We start from the raw sequence: 19,415 nt of genomic DNA on the forward strand, positions 1-19,415 counted from the left end.
ACCGGCGGCTCCCCGCCGTACATGCGAATAACTGACCAGATCAGTTTAATATGCGGTTGATTAACAGAATAATTATAAGTCCAATCAATGTTAAGACAGTGTCTGGGATTATGGCATAGGTGTAAAGAAAATGTAAAAACGAGAGCTTTGAGCTCTCGTTTCTTATCAGGGAAGGCGGTCACGGCCTGCGCGTTTCGGATGGCGTCTCAGCTATGCTCTCGCTAGCCGTCCTGGCCGGCGGCCGAGGGCCGCCCGTGGAAATACGCCGCCGGGGCCGTACTTATTAGTGCAGCCCTGGCTCTTTTAGGTGCTCACTACGTTTTGAAGACCTCGAAACTCATCTAAGCCCTTTAGGGATGTTTATAAAAATAATTCTGGTTCCCGCCGGAGCGCAAAATCCCGTTCCAGTTCTTGTTTATGGCGGAGATAATCGTCGTTATCATAGTATTTCGCCTGCACCGGGCAAAGCTTTTGGCAAGCACCGCACTTTATGCAGATCCCGCTTATACGCGATACGTTGTCGGGGTCGATCGAACCCATGGGGCATTTGGCCGCGCAAAACTTGCAGTCAATACAGTGGTCCGCTGTTTTGGGCGTCACTTTTCTGATATCGACAGGCTGGCCGTTTTCATTTTCCGGCATATAGTATTTCCGGTAGGGCCTGTTGCCTTTCACCGCAACGTTCGCGGTATTTCCCGCGGCTATCTTCATCGACAGACTGCCGGCGAATTCCCTTACAATCGCCATGTCTTTGTCGTCCGGTCTGTTCTGGGCCAAAGTTTTGGAAAATGCGTGCTCGCCGATAAATGCGCCGCCCGCGATAACCTTAAAACCGGTCGAAGAAAGAATATCCGCCAGTTCGATCAGGGCATCGTCGTAATTGCGGTTCCCGTATAGCGCGACGGCAACCGCCGTTGCGCCATTGCCGGCCAGCGAGTTCAGATATTTCAGCAGTATGTTGGGAACCCTGCCGGCATAGACAGGGACGCCTAGGACGACGATATCGCCAGCGGAAAACGTCGCCGGATGTCGCCGGGAATCCGGCAAGGTAATATCGAAGCGATGTACCGCCCCGCCGATGCTGCCGGCGAGTGCCTCAGCTATACCGAGGATTATTTTTTTCGTCGTACCCGTAGGGCTAAAATATACCGCCTTAATCGCCATATGCCTACACCCCCCCCGTATCTCCGGTCTTTTTTCAATCATACATGTCTGTGCGGCGGTCGTTCCACACGTTCCTTGCGGCCCGCACCGTTCCGACCATCGCCGGTTCTAACTGGCAATAGATTATCTCTTCATCTGCCCCGCCTTCGGCAATAATATCGCCGTCAGGCGCCACGACCATCGAATGCCCGTAGAATTCGAATTCCCTGTGCCTGCCTACGCAATTTACCGCGCAGATATAGATCTGGTTGTCTATGGCCCTGGCCTGATTCAGCAGCCGCCAGTTGCGGGCTCTGCATGAGGTCCATTCGGCGGGAATAAAGATTATCTGGGCGCCGTCGATTGCCAGGGCGCGGAATAGTTCGGGAAAACGGAGATCATAGCATACCGCCAGTCCCGCCTTCGTTCCGCCGAGATCAAATACCGTCCGCTTGCTCCCGGGGGCGAAGTAACGGTCCTCGCCCAAGTAGCTGCAAAGATGCAGCTTCCGATAGTCGGCGGCTATATTCCCAGCTGCATCGATGACAAGGGCGTTGTTGTATATTCGTCCGCCACTTTTGCGGGGGATCGATCCGGCGATGATCGAAGCGCCGGCGTCTCGGGCGATGGCGGCAAGGTCGGCGATCAAAGGGCCGGGCACTTCCTCCGCCCACCTGTCGAGGTTGTTGAGCGAAAACCCTGTCGTCCATAACTCAGGCAGCACGACAACCTCGGCATTCTTCGCCGCTGTCCGCGCCAGTTCCGCACCCCGGCGCCTGTTACCCGCCACATCGCCTGCCGTCACCTTCATCTGCACCAGCGCCACTTGCATATATGACACTCATCCCTTCCGGTTATACCACGCTGCTCCGCCTGATTTCCCGAATGCGGCGCCCTCCTGATAGCAAGCTAAGACGGCGGGCCGGCTTCACAGCCGGCCCGCGCCGTCTTAGCTTGCTTATTTACCGCAGGATGTTGCCGGCGATGACCATCCGCTGGGCCTGGTTGGTGCCTTCGTAGATCTGGGTGATCTTGGCGTCGCGCATCAGGCGCTCGACCGGATACTCGCGGCTGAAGCCGTAGCCGCCGAATACCTGTACGGCGTCGGTAGTGACCTGCATCGCGGTGTCGGAGGCAAACATCTTGGCCATCGCCGCTTCCTTGGCGTAGGGAAGATGGTTGGACTTGCTGTAGGCGGCCCGCAGGGTCAGAAGGCGGGCGGCCTCGACCTGGGTGGCCATGTCCGCCAGCATGAAGCTGATGGCCTGTTGGCTGGCGATCGGTTTGCCGAACTGGACGCGTTCCTTGGCGTATCTGATGGCCGCCTCCATGGCCGCCTGGGCGATGCCCACCGATTGCGCGGCGACACCGATCCGGCCGCCGTCGAGCGTGGTCATGGCGATTTTGAAGCCTTCGCCTTCCTTGCCGAGCAAATTGACGGCGGGCACGCGGCAGTTTTCGAAGATGAGCTCGCGTTGCACCGAGGAGCGGATGCCCATCTTTATTTCCTTCTTGCCGAAGCTGAAGCCGGGGGTGCCCTTTTCGACGATGAAGGCACTCATGCCCTTGATAGGGCCGGCCTCTTTGTTGGTGTTGGCGAACACTACCTCGATCTCGGCTTCGCCGCCGTTGGTGTTGAACACCTTGGTGCCGTTGAGGATGTAGCTGTCGCCGTCTTTTACCGCCGTGGTCGTGGCGCCGCCGACGTCGGTGCCGGCATTGGGCTCGGTGAGGCCGAAGGCGCCAAGTTTCGTACCTTCAGCGAGAGGGGTGAGGTATTTTTGTTTCTGCTCTTCGGTGCCGTATTTGAAAATCGGCCAGGCGCACAGGGACACATGGACAGACACGCCGATGCCTGTTGAGGCGCAGGCCTTGGAAATCTCCTCGACGGCGAGGGCGTAGGCGACGAAGTCCATGCCGCCGCCGCCGAATTCTTCGGGATACGGCAGGCCGAGGAAGCCCAGTTTGCCCATCTCGTCAAACAGCGTGCGGGGAAAAATTTCCTTTTCGTCGCGTTCTGCCGCGGTCGGCGCTATTTTTTTGGCGGCGAAATCGGCGACTAATTTACGGATGTCCTCTTGTTCAGGGGTAAGGGTGAAATTCAACATTCGTACCTCCTTGCTATCGTTTCTCTCAGATAACCGGTCCTTGCATGTAGATGTCCATCGAGTTGGTGTAGCCGGAAATTTCCGCCTTCGTCATGGTCCCCGAAGCGATGCGCGTCAGTTCCTCCAAGATACGCTGCCCGGCGTCGGGGATGGTGTCCCCGCCGTCGATGACCGCGCTAAGGTTCATGTCGATGTGGTCGCTCATCTTCTCGGCGGCGGTGCGGCTGCCGGTGATCTTCAGCACCGGCACGAAGGGAAAACCTTGCGGCGCCCCTCTGCCGGTCGCGAAGACAATGACATTGCAGCCGGCGGCGGCCAAGCCGGTGAGGATCTCCGGCTCGCGGCCGGGGGAGTCCATGACCACCAGCCCTCTGACCGCGGGACGTTCGCCGTATTCGTAGACCGCCTGAATGGGCGCCGACCCGGCTTTGGCGATGGCGCCGAGCGATTTCTCCTCGATGGTAGTCAGCCCGCCTTTGATGTTCCCGCCGGTGGGCTGACCGCCGCGGATATCCTCGCCAACCGCCATAGCCCGTTTCTCCATGCGGTCCACGAGGTTGAAGATGGCCTGGCCGACCTGCGCGTCGGCGGCGTGGCGGGCGAGTATGTGCTCGGCGCCGATGAACTCCGTGACTTCGCCGAGGATGGATACGCCGCCGGCTGCCACCAGCAGATCGGAAGCCACGCCGATGGCCGGGTTGGGCACCAGCCCGGAGGTGGTGTCCGAGCTGCCGCATTTCATCCCCATGACCAGTTCGCTGATCGGGAAAGGCTCGCGCTGCTGCAGCGAGGCCTCCCGCACCATGTCCTGGGCCAGCAGGATGCCCTGAGCAGTGGTGCGGGCCGCACCGCCTACTTCCTGCACGACGAGGTGCTCCACCCTTTTGCCGCTGGCTCTGATGCCCTCGATTACGCCGGAAAGATCGGTGCTTTCGCAGCCGAGGCTGACGATTATCACCGAATGCAGGTTGGGGTTACGCCCCAGACCGATCAACGCTTTGTTAACGAGCCCGATGTCGAGCGGGGTCTGGCAGCAGCCCTGATGATGCGTGAACCGGGCCGTGCCCTGCACCTGGCGGACGATGGCTTCGACCACTTCGTTGACGCAGACCACGGCCGACAGCACGCCGACGTAGTTGCGGGTGCCCACCGTGCCGGCGGCGCGGCGATAGCCGAGAAACTCCATGATTACGCCTCCTTCCGCAGGTCGCCGCGGCCGCGCAGACTTTCGATATTTTGCACATGAGCGTGATGGCCGGCCGGGATATCGCCGGTGGCCCGCCCGATCACCTCGCCGTATTTGAGGATGTCGTCGCCGCGGGTTATCGGCCGGAAGGCGAACTTGTGCCCGTAAGGGATGTCTTCCTGCACGGCGACCTGGTGCATCTCCCGCCCCAGGCGGACCTGAGCCTGCTGGCCGGCCTTGAGTTCCTGCACCGAGGTCGCGACGTTGTCTATTTCGTTCAACACAATCGCGTCGATGGCCATTCTCTCTCCCCCAATCTAATCGCGTTGCAGCATCATTTCACGATTACCGCCACCCCGTCCGGGATGACGGTGATTCTGGCAGCGGCGCCGACGGCCGCATCGGCGGCGGCGAGCGCTTCCGCCAGGGTGGTTACCGCTGCGAAGCCCATTGCTTCGATGATCCGGTGGTCACACTGGTCGGTGACGAAAATAACCCTATGTTTTAGCAGGATGCGGGCCATGATCTGCGTCGCCCATTGGTCGGGGATGGTCGATTCCCTGCCGATCCGCATGATTTTGTCCATCGCCTCGCGGGCGCCGCCCCGCAGCCAGTTGTACATGTCCTCGCTGCCGTGCCCGTCGCTCAAGGCGGCGCAAACGATAATCACGCCGCCTTCCTTGCAGGTAGCCTCGGCCGACGACAGCGCCTTGACGTGCTGGTAAACGTTCTGGTCGAGCGGGTAACCGCCGTTGGTAGTGATGACAATTTCCGCCGGTTTTGCGGTGACGTCGGCTAGGTCGCCGGCGAATTTGCAGCCCGCCAGGTGGGCCTGCTCCATATCGCCGGCGAACGCTTGGATAATCTTCTTATCGGCGTCGATGACGACGTTGAGGATGAAAGCCAGTTTGGCCTGTTTGGCGGCGTAAACCATATCGGTGTGAATGGGGTTGCCGTCCAGGATCCCCGCCCTTGCCTTCGGGTGGGCGATGAATTCGGCGCAGTGGTTGGCAAGGACGGTCACTTCGCTGGCGATGCCCGGCAGCACACTTTTGCGGCCGCCGGAAAACCCGGCGAACAGGTGCGGTTCGATGAAACCTTCCGCAATTAGCAGGTCGGCCTCCACGGCCAGCCTGTTGATGACCAGGTCGCCGCCTGACGGCAGCTTGCCGACGTTGGTCATGGCAGATTTATCCCAGCAGTTGTGGACGACAATCTTTTCGTTTTTGTACAACTGCTCTCCGAACTTGTTTACCAGTTCTTCCCCGGTGGTCGCGCGGTGGAACCCGGTGGCCACGAGGAAGGTTATCTTGGCTGACGGATTGCCGCTGCGGATTTCGTCCAGCAGCAGCGGGGCCATGATCTTCGTCGGTACCGGCCTGGTGTGGTCGCTGGTGATGATGACGATGTTTCTGCGCCCTTTGGCAAGGTCGCGCAGGCGAGACGAGGCGATCGGGGCGGCCAACGCCGCCCGGACAAGTTCTTCTTCGCCCGCCGCCGGTTTATAATGGTGCGCGTGCGACTCCAGGACGCCTTCCAGACGGGCATCGGGGATTACCGCCTCGATATGGCTTTTGCCATAGGGGATATTGATCGTGGCCATTTGCTATTTCACCGTCTCGACGATCGAGGTTTTGATTGCTTCCGCCGTCAGTTCCTGCCCCAGCCCGGGCAGGTCGGGGACTTCGTACATGCCGCCGCTGGGCATGTAGTTATATTTGCAGCTGTTCGTGTTCGCCTCCAGCAGGGCGTACCGATGCAGTTCGTGGATGATGAAGTTCGGGATAGCGGCCTCGACGTGGAGGGCGGCGGCGGTGGAAATCGGCCCGCCACAGACGTGGATCTGGACGGTCACGTCGTAGACATGCGCCATATCGCAAATTTTCTTCACTTCGGTCAGCCCGCCGCAGGTGCAGATGTCCGGCTGGATGACGTCAAGCGAACCGTCCTCGAAAAACGGCCGGTAACCCCAGCGCGTGTAGATTCTCTCGCCGGCGGCGATCGGCAGGTTGACGCTGTCCGCCACCTTCTTCATCTGCTTGGGGTTGAGCGGCATCACCGGTTCCTCGTAGTAGAACACCCCTAATTCTTCGATCATTCTGCCGAACTGGATGGCGGCGGCGGTATCGGTGAAAGCGTGCATCTCCACGATAATGTCCACGTCGGGGCCGACGGCCTCGCGCATAGCTTTGAGCCTGTCGTAAGCCATCCGCAGGGGTTTGTCGGAAAGGACGCCGAACAGGTTGCGCTGGTTCCAGTTCCCCTTTTCGTCCATCCCTATCGGGTCGACCTTGATAGCATCGTAGCCTTCCGCTACGGCGGCGAGAGCCACATCCGCATACTCTTTCGGCTCGACGAGCATGGACTTGTCTTTGCCTTCGCCCCAGCCGAACTGGAGCTGGCTGGCATAGCTCCTTATCTTGTCCCGCGTTTTCCCGCCCAGCAACTGGTATAGCGGCATGTTGTAAGCTTTTCCCTTGATGTCCCATAGCGCGATATCGATGCCGCTCATGCCGGCGGAGAAGATCGTGCCGCCGCCCTGGCCCCAGAAAGTTTTCTTCTGCATCTTGTCCCAGATGGCTTCGTTCTTCATCGGGTCCATGCCGATGATGATTTTCGCCAGGTCCTTGGCCATCCCGAAGCCCGCCGACGCACCGACCCCATAAGCCAGCCCGACTTCGCCAAAACCGGATATCCCCTCGTCGGTGTTGATGCGAACCACGATCGGACGCCACTTGCTCATGCCGGAATAAAAATCGTTTGCGACCTCGATAATATCGACGCTGGTAATCTTCACCACTTTCACCTCTCCATATTATGTTGGGTTCTTACCGCGGGGCATTTACTTGACAGTGACGCAAATTGCCGCCTTCATCGCCTCTTCGCTCATTTCCTGCCCGATCCCCGGCAGACTGGGGATGTCGAAATAACCGTTCACCGGTTGATAGTTATGCTTGCCAATGGCGATATTTTCCTCCAGCATAGCCGCCTGGTGGTGTTCGTGAATGATGAAGTTCGGGATGGCGGCTTCCAGTTGTAGAGCGGCCGCGGTAGCTATAGGCCCGCCGCAGATGTGGGCCTGGACGGTGACATCGTGTAGGTGGGCGAAATCGCAGATCTTTTTGCCTTCCGTGAACCCTCCCACAAGGCCTAGGTCAGGTTGAATGATCCGTAGCGAACGGTTGTCGAAAAACGGCTTGTACCCCCAGCGGGTGTATATTCTTTCGCCGCTGGCCAGCGGTATTTTCACGTTATCGGCGATCAGTTTCATCATCTCCGGGTTGAGTGGCATGACAGGTTCCTCGATGCAAAAAATGCCCAGATCTTCGATCGCCCGCCCCAGCTGGATAGCAGCGGTGGCATCCGTATAGGCGTGGAGTTCGCAGATTATGTCCTTTTCGGGGCCGATCGCCTCGCGCATGGCCTTCAGGCGGTTATACGCGGTTTTCACCTGCACGTCCGACAGTATTCCGTTCAAATTCCACCTGGCCCATTTGCCTTCGCGGTCGAAGGCGATCGGGTCCACCTTGATGCAGTCGTATCCGTCGCGCACGGCATCCAAAGCCGCCTGCGCATATTGCTCCGGTTCCGTCAGGACACGGGCCTCCTTGCCCCAGCCGAATTGCAGCTGACTGGCATATGTCCGCAGCTTCCGCTGCGTGTTCCCGCCAAGCAACTGATACACGGGAACCCCCAAAGCCTTGCCTTTGATATCCCACAAGGCGATATCCAGGCCGCTGATGCCGCCGAAGATAACGGTACCGCCGCCCTGGCCCCAAAAAGTTTTCTTGTGCAGTTTGTCCCAGATTTGCTCGTTGTTCATCGGATCGCGGCCGATGATCAGCCTGGCGAATTCGACGCTCATCGCGAAACCGGCCTCCGCGCCGATCGCGTATGCCAGACCGACCTCGCCGAAACCGCTGATGCCCTCGTCGGTGTTCACGCGGACCACGACCGGCTTCCAGTAATCGCCCTTCAGCGGGGGCTTGCCTGTAGTGACCTGAAAAACGTCAACGCTGGTAATTTTCATGACTTTAATAGCACTTCCTTTTCGATTGTCGGCCGGACGTCACATCGTCGGGATGACGTCCGACTCCGCCACCCGGTATCTTCAGCCGGAATACTCCAAGCCCTTCCTGAGGGCGCTGATGTTTTTTTCAAGGGCGCCGCTGTCGCTGTTCATCCGCTGGGTTATCGCCCCGACAGCCATTTCGAGGTCAAGCACTTTGCTCTCGGCCACGCAGCAACCCATCATGACCATGTTGGCGGCTTTGCCGTAGCCGATCGCCTCGGCGATCTCGTTGGCGGGGAGCCAGATCGTCTTTATATCTTTTCTGACTTCGCGCCGTTCGACCAACGAACTGTTCACAATCAAAGTGCCGTTGGGCTTGACGCTGTTTTCGAACTTGGCCAGCGACGGCTCGTTCATCACGATGACGATGTCGGCCTGCTTGACAATGGGCGAGCCGATTTCTTCGTCGGACAGGACGACGGTGCAATTGGCCGTGCCCCCGCGCTGCTCCGGACCGTACGACGGATAGAAGGTGGCGCTTTTGCCGCCGCCGGCGGCCGCGTGGCCGAGTAACCGCCCGATAAGCATTACCCCTTGCCCGCCGAAGCCGGCGATAAGTACACTCTTCTCCACGATATTTCACCTCCGGTTGACCTAATGGGCACTATTTACGCACCTTGAACTCGCCGAGCGGGTAATAAGGGATCATGTTCTTCTCAATCGTCGCCAGCGCGTCCAGCGGTTTCATATGCCAATTGGTGGGGCAGTTGGACAACAGCTCCACGAACGAAAAGCCTTTGTTCTCCACCTGCATTCTGAAGGCGGTCTCGATGCCCTTAGCCGCTTTCAAAATGTTCGCCGGCGAATTCAGCGCAAAGCGGGCGACGTAGGCGGGCGCTTCCAGGGTCGCGATTATCTCCGCCATTTTGAGCGGGTATCCCGTCGTCTTCGGGTCTCTGCCGGCGGGGGTGGTGGTGGAGGTCTGCCCGACCAGCGTGGTGGGGGCCATCTGTCCGCCGGTCATGCCGTAGGTGGCGTTGTTGATGAATAACGTCGTGATGTTCTCGCCGCGGTTGGCGCAGTGGATAATCTCGGACGTCCCTATCGCCGCCAGGTCCCCGTCTCCCTGATATGTGAAAACAAACCTGTCCGGCCGGATGCGTTTGACTCCCGTCGCCACGGCGGGCGCCCGCCCGTGGGCGGCGGGAACCATGTCCATGTTGAAATATGTGCGGCCCAGGCTGACGCAGCCGACCCCCATGACGATGATGGACTTCTCTCGCAGCCCCAGGCTGTCGAGAGCCTGAGCCATGAGCTTCTGGGCGACCCCGTGGAGGCATCCCGGGCAGTAGGGACTGCTTACCTTGTTGAGTGATTCTGGTTTCGCGTAGATTTTTTGCATGCTACTCGCCCCCCTGGCCGGCGGAAATTCGTTTCATCTCGGTGATGATGTCTTGATGCAAAGGGGTGAATCCGCCGTCGCGCCCCAGAGGAAATACCGGTATTTTATTGCATACCCCCAGTTGGACGTCTTCGATCATCTGGACGGGGATGCTCATCTCGACGTCGAGTATGGCGCGGACTCTCGCAGGGTCGAGCCGCCGATAGCTCTCATACGGGAACGGCTGCAAGGTGATTGGGCGGATCAGGCCGACTTTCATACCCTCGGCCCTGAGTTCGCGGACGGCGGTTTTGGCTATTCTGGCGCATGTCCCGTAGCCGGTGAGGATGAACTCGGCGTCTTCGACCAGATACTCCTCCACGCGCACGTCGTTCTTCCGCCAGCTTTCGTACATTCCGGCCCGGGAAATTTTATACTTTTCCCAGGTCTCATTATCGACCGCCGAATTCTTGATGATTCTCGGCTCGCGTGCCTCGCAGCCGTCGGCGACCCAGCCGCTCTTGTCGGGGAAAACCGTCTTGAATTCCGGCAACGAAACGGATTCCATCATCGCACCGATAATGCCGTCGGCGAGGACAATGACCGGGTTCCGGTCCCTGTCGGCATAATCGAAAGCTTCGTACGTCAGGTTAACGGCTTCTTGCACGTTGGCCGGGGCAAATACCATGGTCTTGTAGCCGCCATGGCCTGATGCCTTCACGGAGAACCAATAGTCTGTCTGCGCCGGGGAAATTTTGCCCATCCCCGGGCCGGAGCGGCTGACGTTGACTATGACAGCCGGAAGGTCGGCGGAGGCGAGGTAGGATATTCCTTCCGCCTTGAGCGCCATCCCTGGACCCGAGGAAGAGGTCATGACCCGCGCACCGACCGCCGACGCGCCATAGAGCATGCTGATCGACGCTATTTCGCTTTCCCCTTGAATGAAGGTCCTTCCCAAATCCGGCATCCTGGCCGACATGTATTCCGGTATTTCGTTTTGAGGGGTGATCGGGTATCCGGCATAAAACGTGCATCCTGCCCGGATGGCTGCTTCGGCGATCGCCTCGCATCCCTTTATGAACTGCTTACCCATAGTTCTAGCCTCCTGTGAAAGCTACTTGTAGACTTCAATAGCTGCTTCGGGGCAAACGACCGCGCAGATTTTGCAGCCGGTGCATTTATCTCCATCCGTCTGATATGCATAGGTATATCCCTTGGAATTGGTTTCCTTTTTCATCTGGACGATTTTTTGCGGACAATATTCGACGCAGAAGCCACAGCCCTTGCATAGTTCCTGCGCCACATCGATTCTAGCCATCTTGACCTCCTCATGATTACCGGCGTCTCCGCCGCGTACAGGCACCCCTCACCAGCTGCCGATGTCGGGCAAGTTGCCGTCCGCGTCAAATAGCCACTCGGCCGGCTGCCCGGCGACGGTAACGTCAGGGTGCTGCTCGGCCTCGGCAGTCATATTTTCCGACACGTATATTTCGGACAGATGCAGGGTATTGGAAACACGCACGATGCGGACCTTTTCCAGAGCGGCGACCTTGCAAGTCTTGACCGCGCCCTTGATCGCCAGGCTGTCCGAATCCATGATCAATGGTATCCGCCCCGACTCGACGATCGTCGCCGTAATACAATTGGCATAGGTTGCAGCGAGATCGACTTTTTCAAATAACCGGCGGGTAGTGAAATGGGCGTTGCCCACCCCTATGGCGTTGCCGTGGCTGCGCTCCGTCAAATCCAGCGCCACCAGCCGCGCAGGGCGATGCTGGGAGGGCAGCGGCCCGCCCCCGGTGACATTCGGGTCCATCCCGCCGCCCGAAAATTCTTTGCCAAGCTGGTCGACGATGAGGACATCGATAGGCTGCAGCAGGATCCTGGGCATATTTTTCTTGGCTTCGGCAAGCAGGCCGGGCTCGACCGCAAGGATGTCAGCGGCCGGGACGACGGCGATTCGGTCGAGCCGGTCGTAGGCGTTTTCCACTGTCGCGATGCCGAACAGATAATTGGCCTTCTTTAGATGGACCCGCGCCATCTGGAATATGTTTTCCGCCATATGCTTGAAGCCGAGCGCATGGCAGGAAGCCGCGCCTTGGTGTTTGCCAAGTCCGATCGCCATCATTTTGACCAGGCCGCTTTCGTATGTCCCGACAAAGGCGGTATGCGGCTTTATCCGGTTGATCAGCACAATGCCGTCGGCATCGAAGGCATTCTTATCCAAGAGTACCGCAAGTCCGTTGTCCAGAACGCCGATTTCCACTACGTCCATCGAGGATACTATGGGGCAGCCGACGCTGGACTCTGTTACGCCCAGGCTGGCCAGCATCTCGGTTTGCCCTCCGGCGGTAGCGCCGCCGTGACTGCCCATCGCCGGCACCACGAACGGCTCCGCTCCGCAGCTTCTTAGCTCCTCGACGACGACTTTCACCAGCAGGGGAAGCTCGGCCATTCCGCGGCTGCCGACCGCTACGGCGACCCGCATGCCCGGTTTTATCCGTCCGGTTACGCCGGCCTCATATATGCCCTTCCGCAATGCGCCGGCTGCATCTTGCAGTTCGTTGACGGTAAAATGCTGTCTGACCTTCACCATTTTAGGCAAGGCAACGTCCTGCAGCAGTTCGGTGAGAATGCCCACCGTCAGCCCCTCCTTGTTACAACTAATGATCCGGCATGGACTACCGTAGCTACATCGCTCCCAACAGCCGCAAAAGGTATAAAGTGACTTCCGGGCAGAAAGTGACTATTATCAGCCCGAGCAAGGTGCATAAGATGAAGGGGATGGCCGCCCGGGTGATGCTGTCCACACTTAAGCCTGTCATACCTGAGGCCACGAAGAGATTGAGAGCCACCGGCGGCGTGACGAAACCCAGCTCCAGGCCGATCGTCATCACCAGGCCGAAGTGGATGGGATCGACGCCGTACGGCGTAACTACCTGGAGAAGGATTGGCGACACGATTATCATCGCCGGCGAGGTCGTCAGGAACATGCCCATAATCAGAAGAATGAAATCGATCAGCGCTAGGATGACATATTTGTTGTTGGAAATCTGCTGCATGGTTTCCTGGATGGCTTCGGGAACGCCGGTGAAGGAGAAGACGGTCCCCAGAACCATGGACGGCGCCAGGGTCATCATGATCCCGCCGGTGAGCGAGACATTATTGATCAACGCCTTCCAGATGCTTGGCCACGTCAGTTCCCCGTAAACCCAGCGGCCGACGATAACCCCGTAGACGACCGCTACGACGGCGGCTTCCGTGGGGGTGAACACACCGCCGTAGATGCCCCCCAGGATGATCAGCGGCATAGCCAGCGCCCACTTCGCTTCCCAGGCGGCTTTGGCGAGTGTTGCAATATTGAAGGGCTCGTTTGTACCGACGTAGCCTTTCTTTTTCGACAGGTACATATTAACTAGCACCAGCAAAGCGCCGATGACGAGCGCCGGCCCGAAGCCGCCCAGAAAGAGATTGCCGATGGAGACGTTGTTGACGATCCCGTACAGGATTAGCGGGATGCTCGGCGGCACGACGATGCCGAGGCCGCCGGCCGCTGCCACCAGGCCGGTCGCGTAATGTTTGCCATAACCCCGTTTTATCATCTCGGGGATCATGATGATGCCGATGGCCGCCACCGTGGCCGGCGAAGACCCGGAGATGGCGCCGAAGAACATGCAGGCCAGCACCGTGACCGAGCCAAGCCCACCCACGGTGTTGCCGACCATTTTCTGGGCCACGTCGACCAGACGCCGGGATAAGCCCCCGGTCTCCATGACGCTGCCGGCGAGGATGAAGCACGGGAGCGCCGTCAAGGCGTACTCGCCGAAGCCGGAATACATCACCTGCGCAAAAAATACCGGTGTGGTTACGGGGTCAACGAGAAGGGCGACAAGAATGCCGATAGCCAGACCGATGCCGATCGGCACGCCCATAAGCAACATGATCGCGGATACGACCAGCAAAACTGTTATCATCCAGCGCGCACCACCTATTCAGAGATTTGTACCGATGCCGGCCTACAGATTTTCGATGTCCAGTATCGGTTTGGCTTTCTTCATCTCGTCCTTCAGACGGTATATTGAAATCGATTTCTGGATCAGCCTGACTACGGTCAGCATCAGGCAGAAAACGACGATACTGTAAACGATGTAGTGCGGCACGCCCGTGACGATCATCTTCGTTTTGCCTGTATATAACTTTTCAAGAAGCTCGGACATCGGGCCGATTATGTAGAGGCAAAAACCGATGAAACAGATGTTGGAAGCAAGCGCCAACACTTTTTTCACCTTGAAGGGCATATAGTGAAGAAACAGGTCGATCGTAAGGTGCTGGTCGCGGGTGACCGCCAGCGCACAGCCGAAATACACCGAAACGATGAAGCAAATTATCGCCAGTTCCTCGGTCCAGGGGAGAGCGTAATTGAATACATAGCGCGATATAACCTGGATGAACATCAGGACAACCAGCAGCACTGTCGTCAAGACGCCGAAAATGACTTCGAGGTTATCAAACACCCACTTGGCTTTTTGCATTTTTCCTATCACCTCTGCCTACAATAAATTGGCTACCCAGGGATAATAGGACACGCCTTGCAGTCATATTACCCCTGGGTAGGCAGCTCCAGATTAAAGCCCTAACTGTTTTTCGATTTTTTCAACTTCGGTGACCGCTTTGTTGAACGTTGCCTCGCCGATGACGCTCTTGGCCTCCGTCCAGGATCCCTTGGCGACATCCCGGAACTTCTTAAGGTCTTCGGTACTCAGCTTCGTAATCTTCATCTTTTCGGCCAGCTTCTTCAGCATCTCGTCCTCTTTGTCGGCCAGGGTTTTCCGCGCCTGCTTGTCGGCGATGGCATTGCTTTCCATGATGGCCTTCTGGACATCCGGAGCGAGCGAATCGAAGAACTTCTTGTTCATGAGCAGCGACGTGAAGGTGTAGTTGTGATTGGTGAACGTCATGAACTTCTGGACTTCGTAGAACTTGGAATCATAGATATTCATGATGGGGTTTTCCTGGCCGTCGATAACGCCCTGCTGGAGCGACGTGAATACTTCGGAATAGGGTATCGGCGTCGGCGCGGCGCCCAGTTGTTTGACGCCGGCCATCTGGAGTTTGCTGGTCATGGTCCGGATCTTCAGACCTTTCAGGTCATCCGGCGCGCTTATCTCTTTCTTGCCGGTGGTGAAATGCCGGAACCCCAGCGGCGTGTAAGCAAGCAGCATGATGTTGGTGTCTTTGAGCAGACGGTCTTTCATTTCCTGGCCCATCGGTCCGTCGACGAACTTGTAGACGACGTCCTGGTTGAGAAACAGATAGGGGACATCCATCAGATCGAACGCTTTCGAGTACTCGCCGAAGTTGCCCAGCGCCCAGGTGGCCATCTCGAAGGAGCCGTGCTGCAGGCCGCCGATTACGTCGTTGGCGCTTTTGCCGAGCTGGCCGCCGTAAAAGATCCTGACCTGAACCTTGTCGCCGAGCCGTTTTTCCATTTCTTCTTTGAACTTCAGCAGATGCGCGATCGAAGGATGGTTCGGATTGTTGGAGTTCGATGTGGCGATCCTGATAGTTAATTTGCCGTCGGCCTTGGGAGCGGTTTCCTTCTTGCCGCCGCAGCCCACGAACAGCGAACTGAGCAGCACCAGGCAAAGAATAATACTGATTGTCTTTTTCATCATTACCCCTCCAAAATATTCATATCACTTTTGTCAATCCGGAACTCGGATCAGTTGCGTTCCTGACAGACAACCCTTCCCCTGACATGTACTCCCCCTTTATGATTCAGTGATAGACCGATTGCTTCCGAAAGAAATCTCTTTATTTGGCCGGAGCTGCCTTGTTCTCGCTCTCGATGATCGACCAGTAATAGTCCGGAAACTTCGGTTCCGCCAGAAGACCGAAGAACGGGGTCGGGTAACGGATCAGCCCCTGTTTGTGAACCGCCTCGATGCCATATGCCACATCTTCGAACTGACTTGCCGGGATGGAGAAGATCAGCTCGTCATCCTGGCAGATGGCAAATATCCTTTCCCCGCCGCTGGGGACGATCATCGAACATTCGCCTTCGAGGTATGTGCGGGCAATGTAAGAACTGCACGCCAACCTGCCGAACGACTTGCTGGAAACGCCTTTGCCGGTTTTGTAGTTGGCCCCCTGAACCATCCTGGCAATCTGGGCGGCATTGCCGTAAACCAATACCACGTCCGGCGAAAACTCGGCCTTATCCAGCGGTGCAAACCACATTTCCTTCGGCCCGTTGGGCAGCTTGACATTAGCCTGCTCCATCACGGCCCCGGCCTCTACCGAGCCGGCGTAGCCGGGACAAGCGATCTTCCCGCTGTCAAGCATCTCCGGCGGCTCATACCCCATCAGCACTATGCTTACCGGACAGGCATGATCCTGTCTGTCAAAGACCACATTCCATCCGTACCGCCGCGCCAAAGCCACGCCCTGGCACAAAGCGAGCGGGTGCCGCAATGTCTCCATCGGTTTTTTGGCCTTCGCCGGTCTTTGCGCTTCCTCGCCATCAAAGACCAATTTCACCGCGACAGGGAAGGTCGTCGGCCTGATATAGGCGGTGATGGCGTTGAGCAATTTCTGAGCATTGTCTGTCATTTGGCACACCCTCTCATTAATGTATAAAGCGATATTCGCCCCGTAACACGGCCAACCTAAATAACCTGGCTGATATGCATCGCCTTGAACTTGCCCCCGCTCGCCTCGGCTGCTTTGGTCATCTGGACAAGACAAACGGGGCAGCTTGCCACAACCACGTCGGCGCCGGTCTTTTCGATGTTTCCCCTTTTTGAGGCCAGGATCTTGGCGGCAATATCCGGATAATCCATATGGAACGAGCCGGCTCCGCCGCAGCAGGTGTCGGCGTCGGTCATCTCGACGAAATTCCCCGCCGCCTTCAGCAGCTCGCGGGGCTGCGTCTTAACGCCCTGTCCCCGCCCGAGATGGCAGGAATCGTGATATGTAAGCCTGGCTTCCACCCTCTGCCGCGGCCTGTACCCGGCCTTCACCAAATACTCGGAAAGGTCCATGACTTTGCGGCTAAAAGCGGCCGCCCTATCTTTCCACTCCGCATCGTCGGCGAAATATTCGGCGATGTGCTTGAGCGTCCCGCTGCAACTGGCGCAGTCGCTGACCACAACGTCGGCATCCTCGAAAAGCGCGATGTTCTTCTTCGCCAGTTCCAGGAAATCGCCGCGCAAACCGTGGCCCAGATGGGGCAGGCCGCAGCAGTGATTGTCCTTCAGCATCGGTCGGGTTACGCTTTTGAGTATCTCTACCGTCTGAGCGGCGGCTTCGGGAAACATCATCCTCATCCCGCACCCGTAGAAATAGGCTACTTTCGACGCAGCCGTAAGCTCGATTTCCGCAGGCGCCGCCTGCTTGCCGAAGGCAGCCGGCCCTGAAGACGCACCAGGAAGTTGCTCCCTGGTGTATTCTTCAGGCGCCATACCGTAAGGCACCAGGCAGTTGAGACCGGTTTTCCGCAGTACCGCCAGCATGCCGGCGGCCATTTTCACGACATTTCGGCTCTTCATCACGCTGCCGAGGGTTTTATATTTGATACCCGGTCCGCCGGCCTTATCCATCAGATACTGCCGGACGTTGACCATGGCGGCGTCCGTTTTGAGCTTGCTCGGGCAAGCTTCGACGCAGGAGCGGCATAAAAGGCAGAAATTCACTACGTCCAGTGCCTTGGAATCCGGCTCCACACCTCCCTGGGCTAACGCGCGGGTGAGGATATTTTTGCCGCGCGGGCCCACCCGCTCGATGTTGACCACTTTGAACAACGGGCATGCTGTAAGGCAATTGCCGCAGCGTTCACACTGGGCTACAATCTGTTCGGCTTCACGCAGCAACTCTTCAGACTTGTTTGTAAGCATGGGAAACCTCCTCCCCGATCATTACCATATCTTGCCGGGGTTTAAAATTCCCTTGGGATCAAGCGCCTGTTTGATTACTTTCATTGTCTCGACGCCAGCTTGGCCGAGCGCCTGCACAATATACGGCTTTTTGCTGATCCCGATCCCGTGTTCACCGGACAAGGTGCCGCCAACCGCCAACGCGGCTTCGAAAATCCCGTCGATGGCCTTATGCACCCTCTCCATCAGTTCGGCATCCGTATAATCGCATAGTACGGTCGGATGGAGATTGCCGTCGCCGGCATGGCCGTAAACAACTATCGTAAGATCATACTTTTCGCCCAGTTTCTTGATCCTCCGCACAACCTCCGGGAATGAGCCCCGGGGTACCGCTATGTCCTCGCCGATTCGGTTAGGGGCGAGAGCGGCCACAGCTTGGCTCAGGCCGCGGCGCATCGCCCACAGCTCATCCGACTCGCTCTGGGACTGGGCGACTTGGAAATTCACCGCTCCGAGCGCACTCGCAACGGCCTCGATACGTTTGGCCTGGGCATCCAACGCATCCTGATCTTCACCGTCGATCTCTATGATGGCGCATGATTCGATCACTGGATCGAGAATAACCTTGCGTTTCTTAGACACTATATCCAGGCTGGTCTTATCCATGACTTCCGCCGCCGCAGGCACGATGTTTTCCTGGAGCATCTTTTGGATCGTTGCGCAGGCGGCATCGAGCGATTTGAACATGATCTGCAGTGTGCCCCGCTGTTTCGGCATCGGAATGAGCTTAAGAGTTGCCTTAGTTATAATGCCAAGGGTTCCCTCCGAGCCGGTGAAGAGATGCTTCAGATCGTAGCCGGTCACGTTTTTAATTGCTTTTCCGCCGGTATTGAGTATCGTGCCGTCCGCCAGCACAACTTCGAGGGCCATCACGTAGTCGCTGACAACCCCGTATTTTACCGCCCGCATGCCACCCGCGTTTTCGGCGATATTGCCGCCGATTGTGGATACCTTCCAGCTTGCGGGATCCGGCGGAAAGAAAAGGCCCTTGGCGGCACAGTAATTATAGAGATCGATAGTCCTGACACCCGGTTCGGTCGTCACCATCATATTATCTTCATCCAGCTCAAGGATTTTGGTCATACGATCGAGCGACAAAACTATACCGCCTTCGAGAGGCACGCTGCCGCCAGTGCGATTGCTTGCCGCGCCGCGCGGTGTAACTGGAATCCCATGTGCGAACGCAATTGCCATTACTTTCGATACTTCCTCCGCGGTTGTCGGCAGAACGACGACATCCGGCTTATACGCCGGCAGAATAGGCATGGAGGAAGAATCGTAGGAATAGCCGAAGCGGTCGATATCAGAATCTAGGACGTTTTCCGCTCCAACAGCCCTTCTGAGTGATTTCTTGATCTCTTCGGAAATCATTACGTGCCTCCCAATGCAATTTTTTAACTCGATGGTCCTTATTACGGCACACCGTTTCTTTGTCGCGCAATATTGCCCTGTTTTTTCTCGGAAATTAAAGTTTTTCGCACTATGTGGAACGACGTTCCGTATTATAGCTACAGATAATTTCTTTCGCTTTTATTTTCATAATCCCTGCTTGTTTTTCCGTTTTTATGCGGATAATTCAAATATTGCGAAAATCTGAACGGACGTCAAGCCCGGACATATCAATACCATAAACCTGCGGCTTGGCATCCGT

The 19,415-nt window shown here is 57.5% G+C and carries 19 protein-coding genes; all 19 read right to left on the minus strand.

All coding sequences use genetic code 11. The features are described 5' to 3' along the window. Positions 1-360: 360 nt before the first annotated feature. On the minus strand, positions 361-1,164 hold the full coding sequence (locus tag RIN56_16245; GenBank protein ID MDR7868350.1) for an EFR1 family ferrodoxin: 804 nt from the start codon (positions 1,162-1,164) through the stop codon (positions 361-363). Between the two features lie 34 nt (positions 1,165-1,198). Next, entirely contained in the window at positions 1,199-1,975 is a 777-nt protein-coding gene (locus RIN56_16250; GenBank protein ID MDR7868351.1) for a carbon-nitrogen family hydrolase, read from the minus strand. A 130-nt stretch (positions 1,976-2,105) separates the two neighbouring features. Continuing rightward, the gene (locus tag RIN56_16255) at positions 2,106-3,248 is read right to left on the minus strand and encodes an acyl-CoA dehydrogenase (GenBank protein MDR7868352.1); all 1,143 of its coding nucleotides are present in this window, start codon (positions 3,246-3,248) and stop codon (positions 2,106-2,108) included. A gap of 28 nt (positions 3,249-3,276) precedes the next feature. Further along, the gene (locus RIN56_16260; GenBank protein ID MDR7868353.1) at positions 3,277-4,437 is read right to left on the minus strand and encodes a UxaA family hydrolase; all 1,161 of its coding nucleotides are present in this window, start codon (positions 4,435-4,437) and stop codon (positions 3,277-3,279) included. Between the two features lie 2 nt (positions 4,438-4,439). Then, entirely contained in the window at positions 4,440-4,739 is a 300-nt protein-coding gene (locus RIN56_16265; protein ID MDR7868354.1) for a UxaA family hydrolase, read from the minus strand. Positions 4,740-4,771: 32 nt separating this feature from the next. Next, positions 4,772-6,040 (minus strand): nickel-dependent lactate racemase, encoded by a 1,269-nt coding sequence (larA, locus tag RIN56_16270; GenBank protein MDR7868355.1) that lies wholly within the window; start codon positions 6,038-6,040, stop codon positions 4,772-4,774. 3 nt (positions 6,041-6,043) lie between these two features. Continuing rightward, entirely contained in the window at positions 6,044-7,234 is a 1,191-nt protein-coding gene (locus RIN56_16275; protein ID MDR7868356.1) for a mandelate racemase/muconate lactonizing enzyme family protein, read from the minus strand. A gap of 45 nt (positions 7,235-7,279) precedes the next feature. After that, on the minus strand, positions 7,280-8,467 hold the full coding sequence (locus RIN56_16280) for a mandelate racemase/muconate lactonizing enzyme family protein (GenBank protein MDR7868357.1): 1,188 nt from the start codon (positions 8,465-8,467) through the stop codon (positions 7,280-7,282). An 81-nt stretch (positions 8,468-8,548) separates the two neighbouring features. Beyond that, positions 8,549-9,082 (minus strand): 2-oxoacid:acceptor oxidoreductase family protein, encoded by a 534-nt coding sequence (locus RIN56_16285; GenBank protein MDR7868358.1) that lies wholly within the window; start codon positions 9,080-9,082, stop codon positions 8,549-8,551. A 31-nt stretch (positions 9,083-9,113) separates the two neighbouring features. Then, positions 9,114-9,851 (minus strand): thiamine pyrophosphate-dependent enzyme, encoded by a 738-nt coding sequence (locus tag RIN56_16290; protein ID MDR7868359.1) that lies wholly within the window; start codon positions 9,849-9,851, stop codon positions 9,114-9,116. Between the two features lies 1 nt (position 9,852). Continuing rightward, positions 9,853-10,923, minus strand: a complete 1,071-nt coding sequence (gene vorB / locus RIN56_16295; GenBank protein MDR7868360.1) for a 3-methyl-2-oxobutanoate dehydrogenase subunit VorB — start codon at positions 10,921-10,923, stop codon at positions 9,853-9,855. Positions 10,924-10,944: 21 nt separating this feature from the next. Further along, positions 10,945-11,148 carry a 4Fe-4S binding protein gene (locus RIN56_16300; GenBank protein ID MDR7868361.1) on the minus strand — a complete coding sequence of 68 codons (204 nt, stop codon included), beginning with the start codon at positions 11,146-11,148 and terminating at the stop codon, positions 10,945-10,947. A gap of 48 nt (positions 11,149-11,196) precedes the next feature. Continuing rightward, positions 11,197-12,471 (minus strand): lactate racemase domain-containing protein, encoded by a 1,275-nt coding sequence (locus RIN56_16305; GenBank protein MDR7868362.1) that lies wholly within the window; start codon positions 12,469-12,471, stop codon positions 11,197-11,199. Between the two features lie 49 nt (positions 12,472-12,520). Beyond that, positions 12,521-13,804 (minus strand): TRAP transporter large permease, encoded by a 1,284-nt coding sequence (locus RIN56_16310; GenBank protein MDR7868363.1) that lies wholly within the window; start codon positions 13,802-13,804, stop codon positions 12,521-12,523. A gap of 42 nt (positions 13,805-13,846) precedes the next feature. Continuing rightward, on the minus strand, positions 13,847-14,362 hold the full coding sequence (locus RIN56_16315; protein MDR7868364.1) for a TRAP transporter small permease: 516 nt from the start codon (positions 14,360-14,362) through the stop codon (positions 13,847-13,849). Between the two features lie 93 nt (positions 14,363-14,455). Beyond that, entirely contained in the window at positions 14,456-15,502 is a 1,047-nt protein-coding gene (locus tag RIN56_16320) for a TRAP transporter substrate-binding protein (protein MDR7868365.1), read from the minus strand. Between the two features lie 142 nt (positions 15,503-15,644). Further along, the gene (locus tag RIN56_16325; protein ID MDR7868366.1) at positions 15,645-16,442 is read right to left on the minus strand and encodes a DUF169 domain-containing protein; all 798 of its coding nucleotides are present in this window, start codon (positions 16,440-16,442) and stop codon (positions 15,645-15,647) included. A gap of 56 nt (positions 16,443-16,498) precedes the next feature. After that, complete coding sequence (locus RIN56_16330; protein ID MDR7868367.1) at positions 16,499-17,725, minus strand: (Fe-S)-binding protein; 1,227 nt, start codon at positions 17,723-17,725, stop codon at positions 16,499-16,501. A 21-nt stretch (positions 17,726-17,746) separates the two neighbouring features. Continuing rightward, positions 17,747-19,135 carry an FAD-linked oxidase C-terminal domain-containing protein gene (locus RIN56_16335; protein ID MDR7868368.1) on the minus strand — a complete coding sequence of 463 codons (1,389 nt, stop codon included), beginning with the start codon at positions 19,133-19,135 and terminating at the stop codon, positions 17,747-17,749. Positions 19,136-19,415 lie beyond the last annotated feature (280 nt).

It is taken from the genome of Sporomusaceae bacterium (genome assembly GCA_031460455.1).
Lineage (GTDB): Bacteria > Bacillota > Negativicutes > Sporomusales > UBA7701 > Anaeroselena.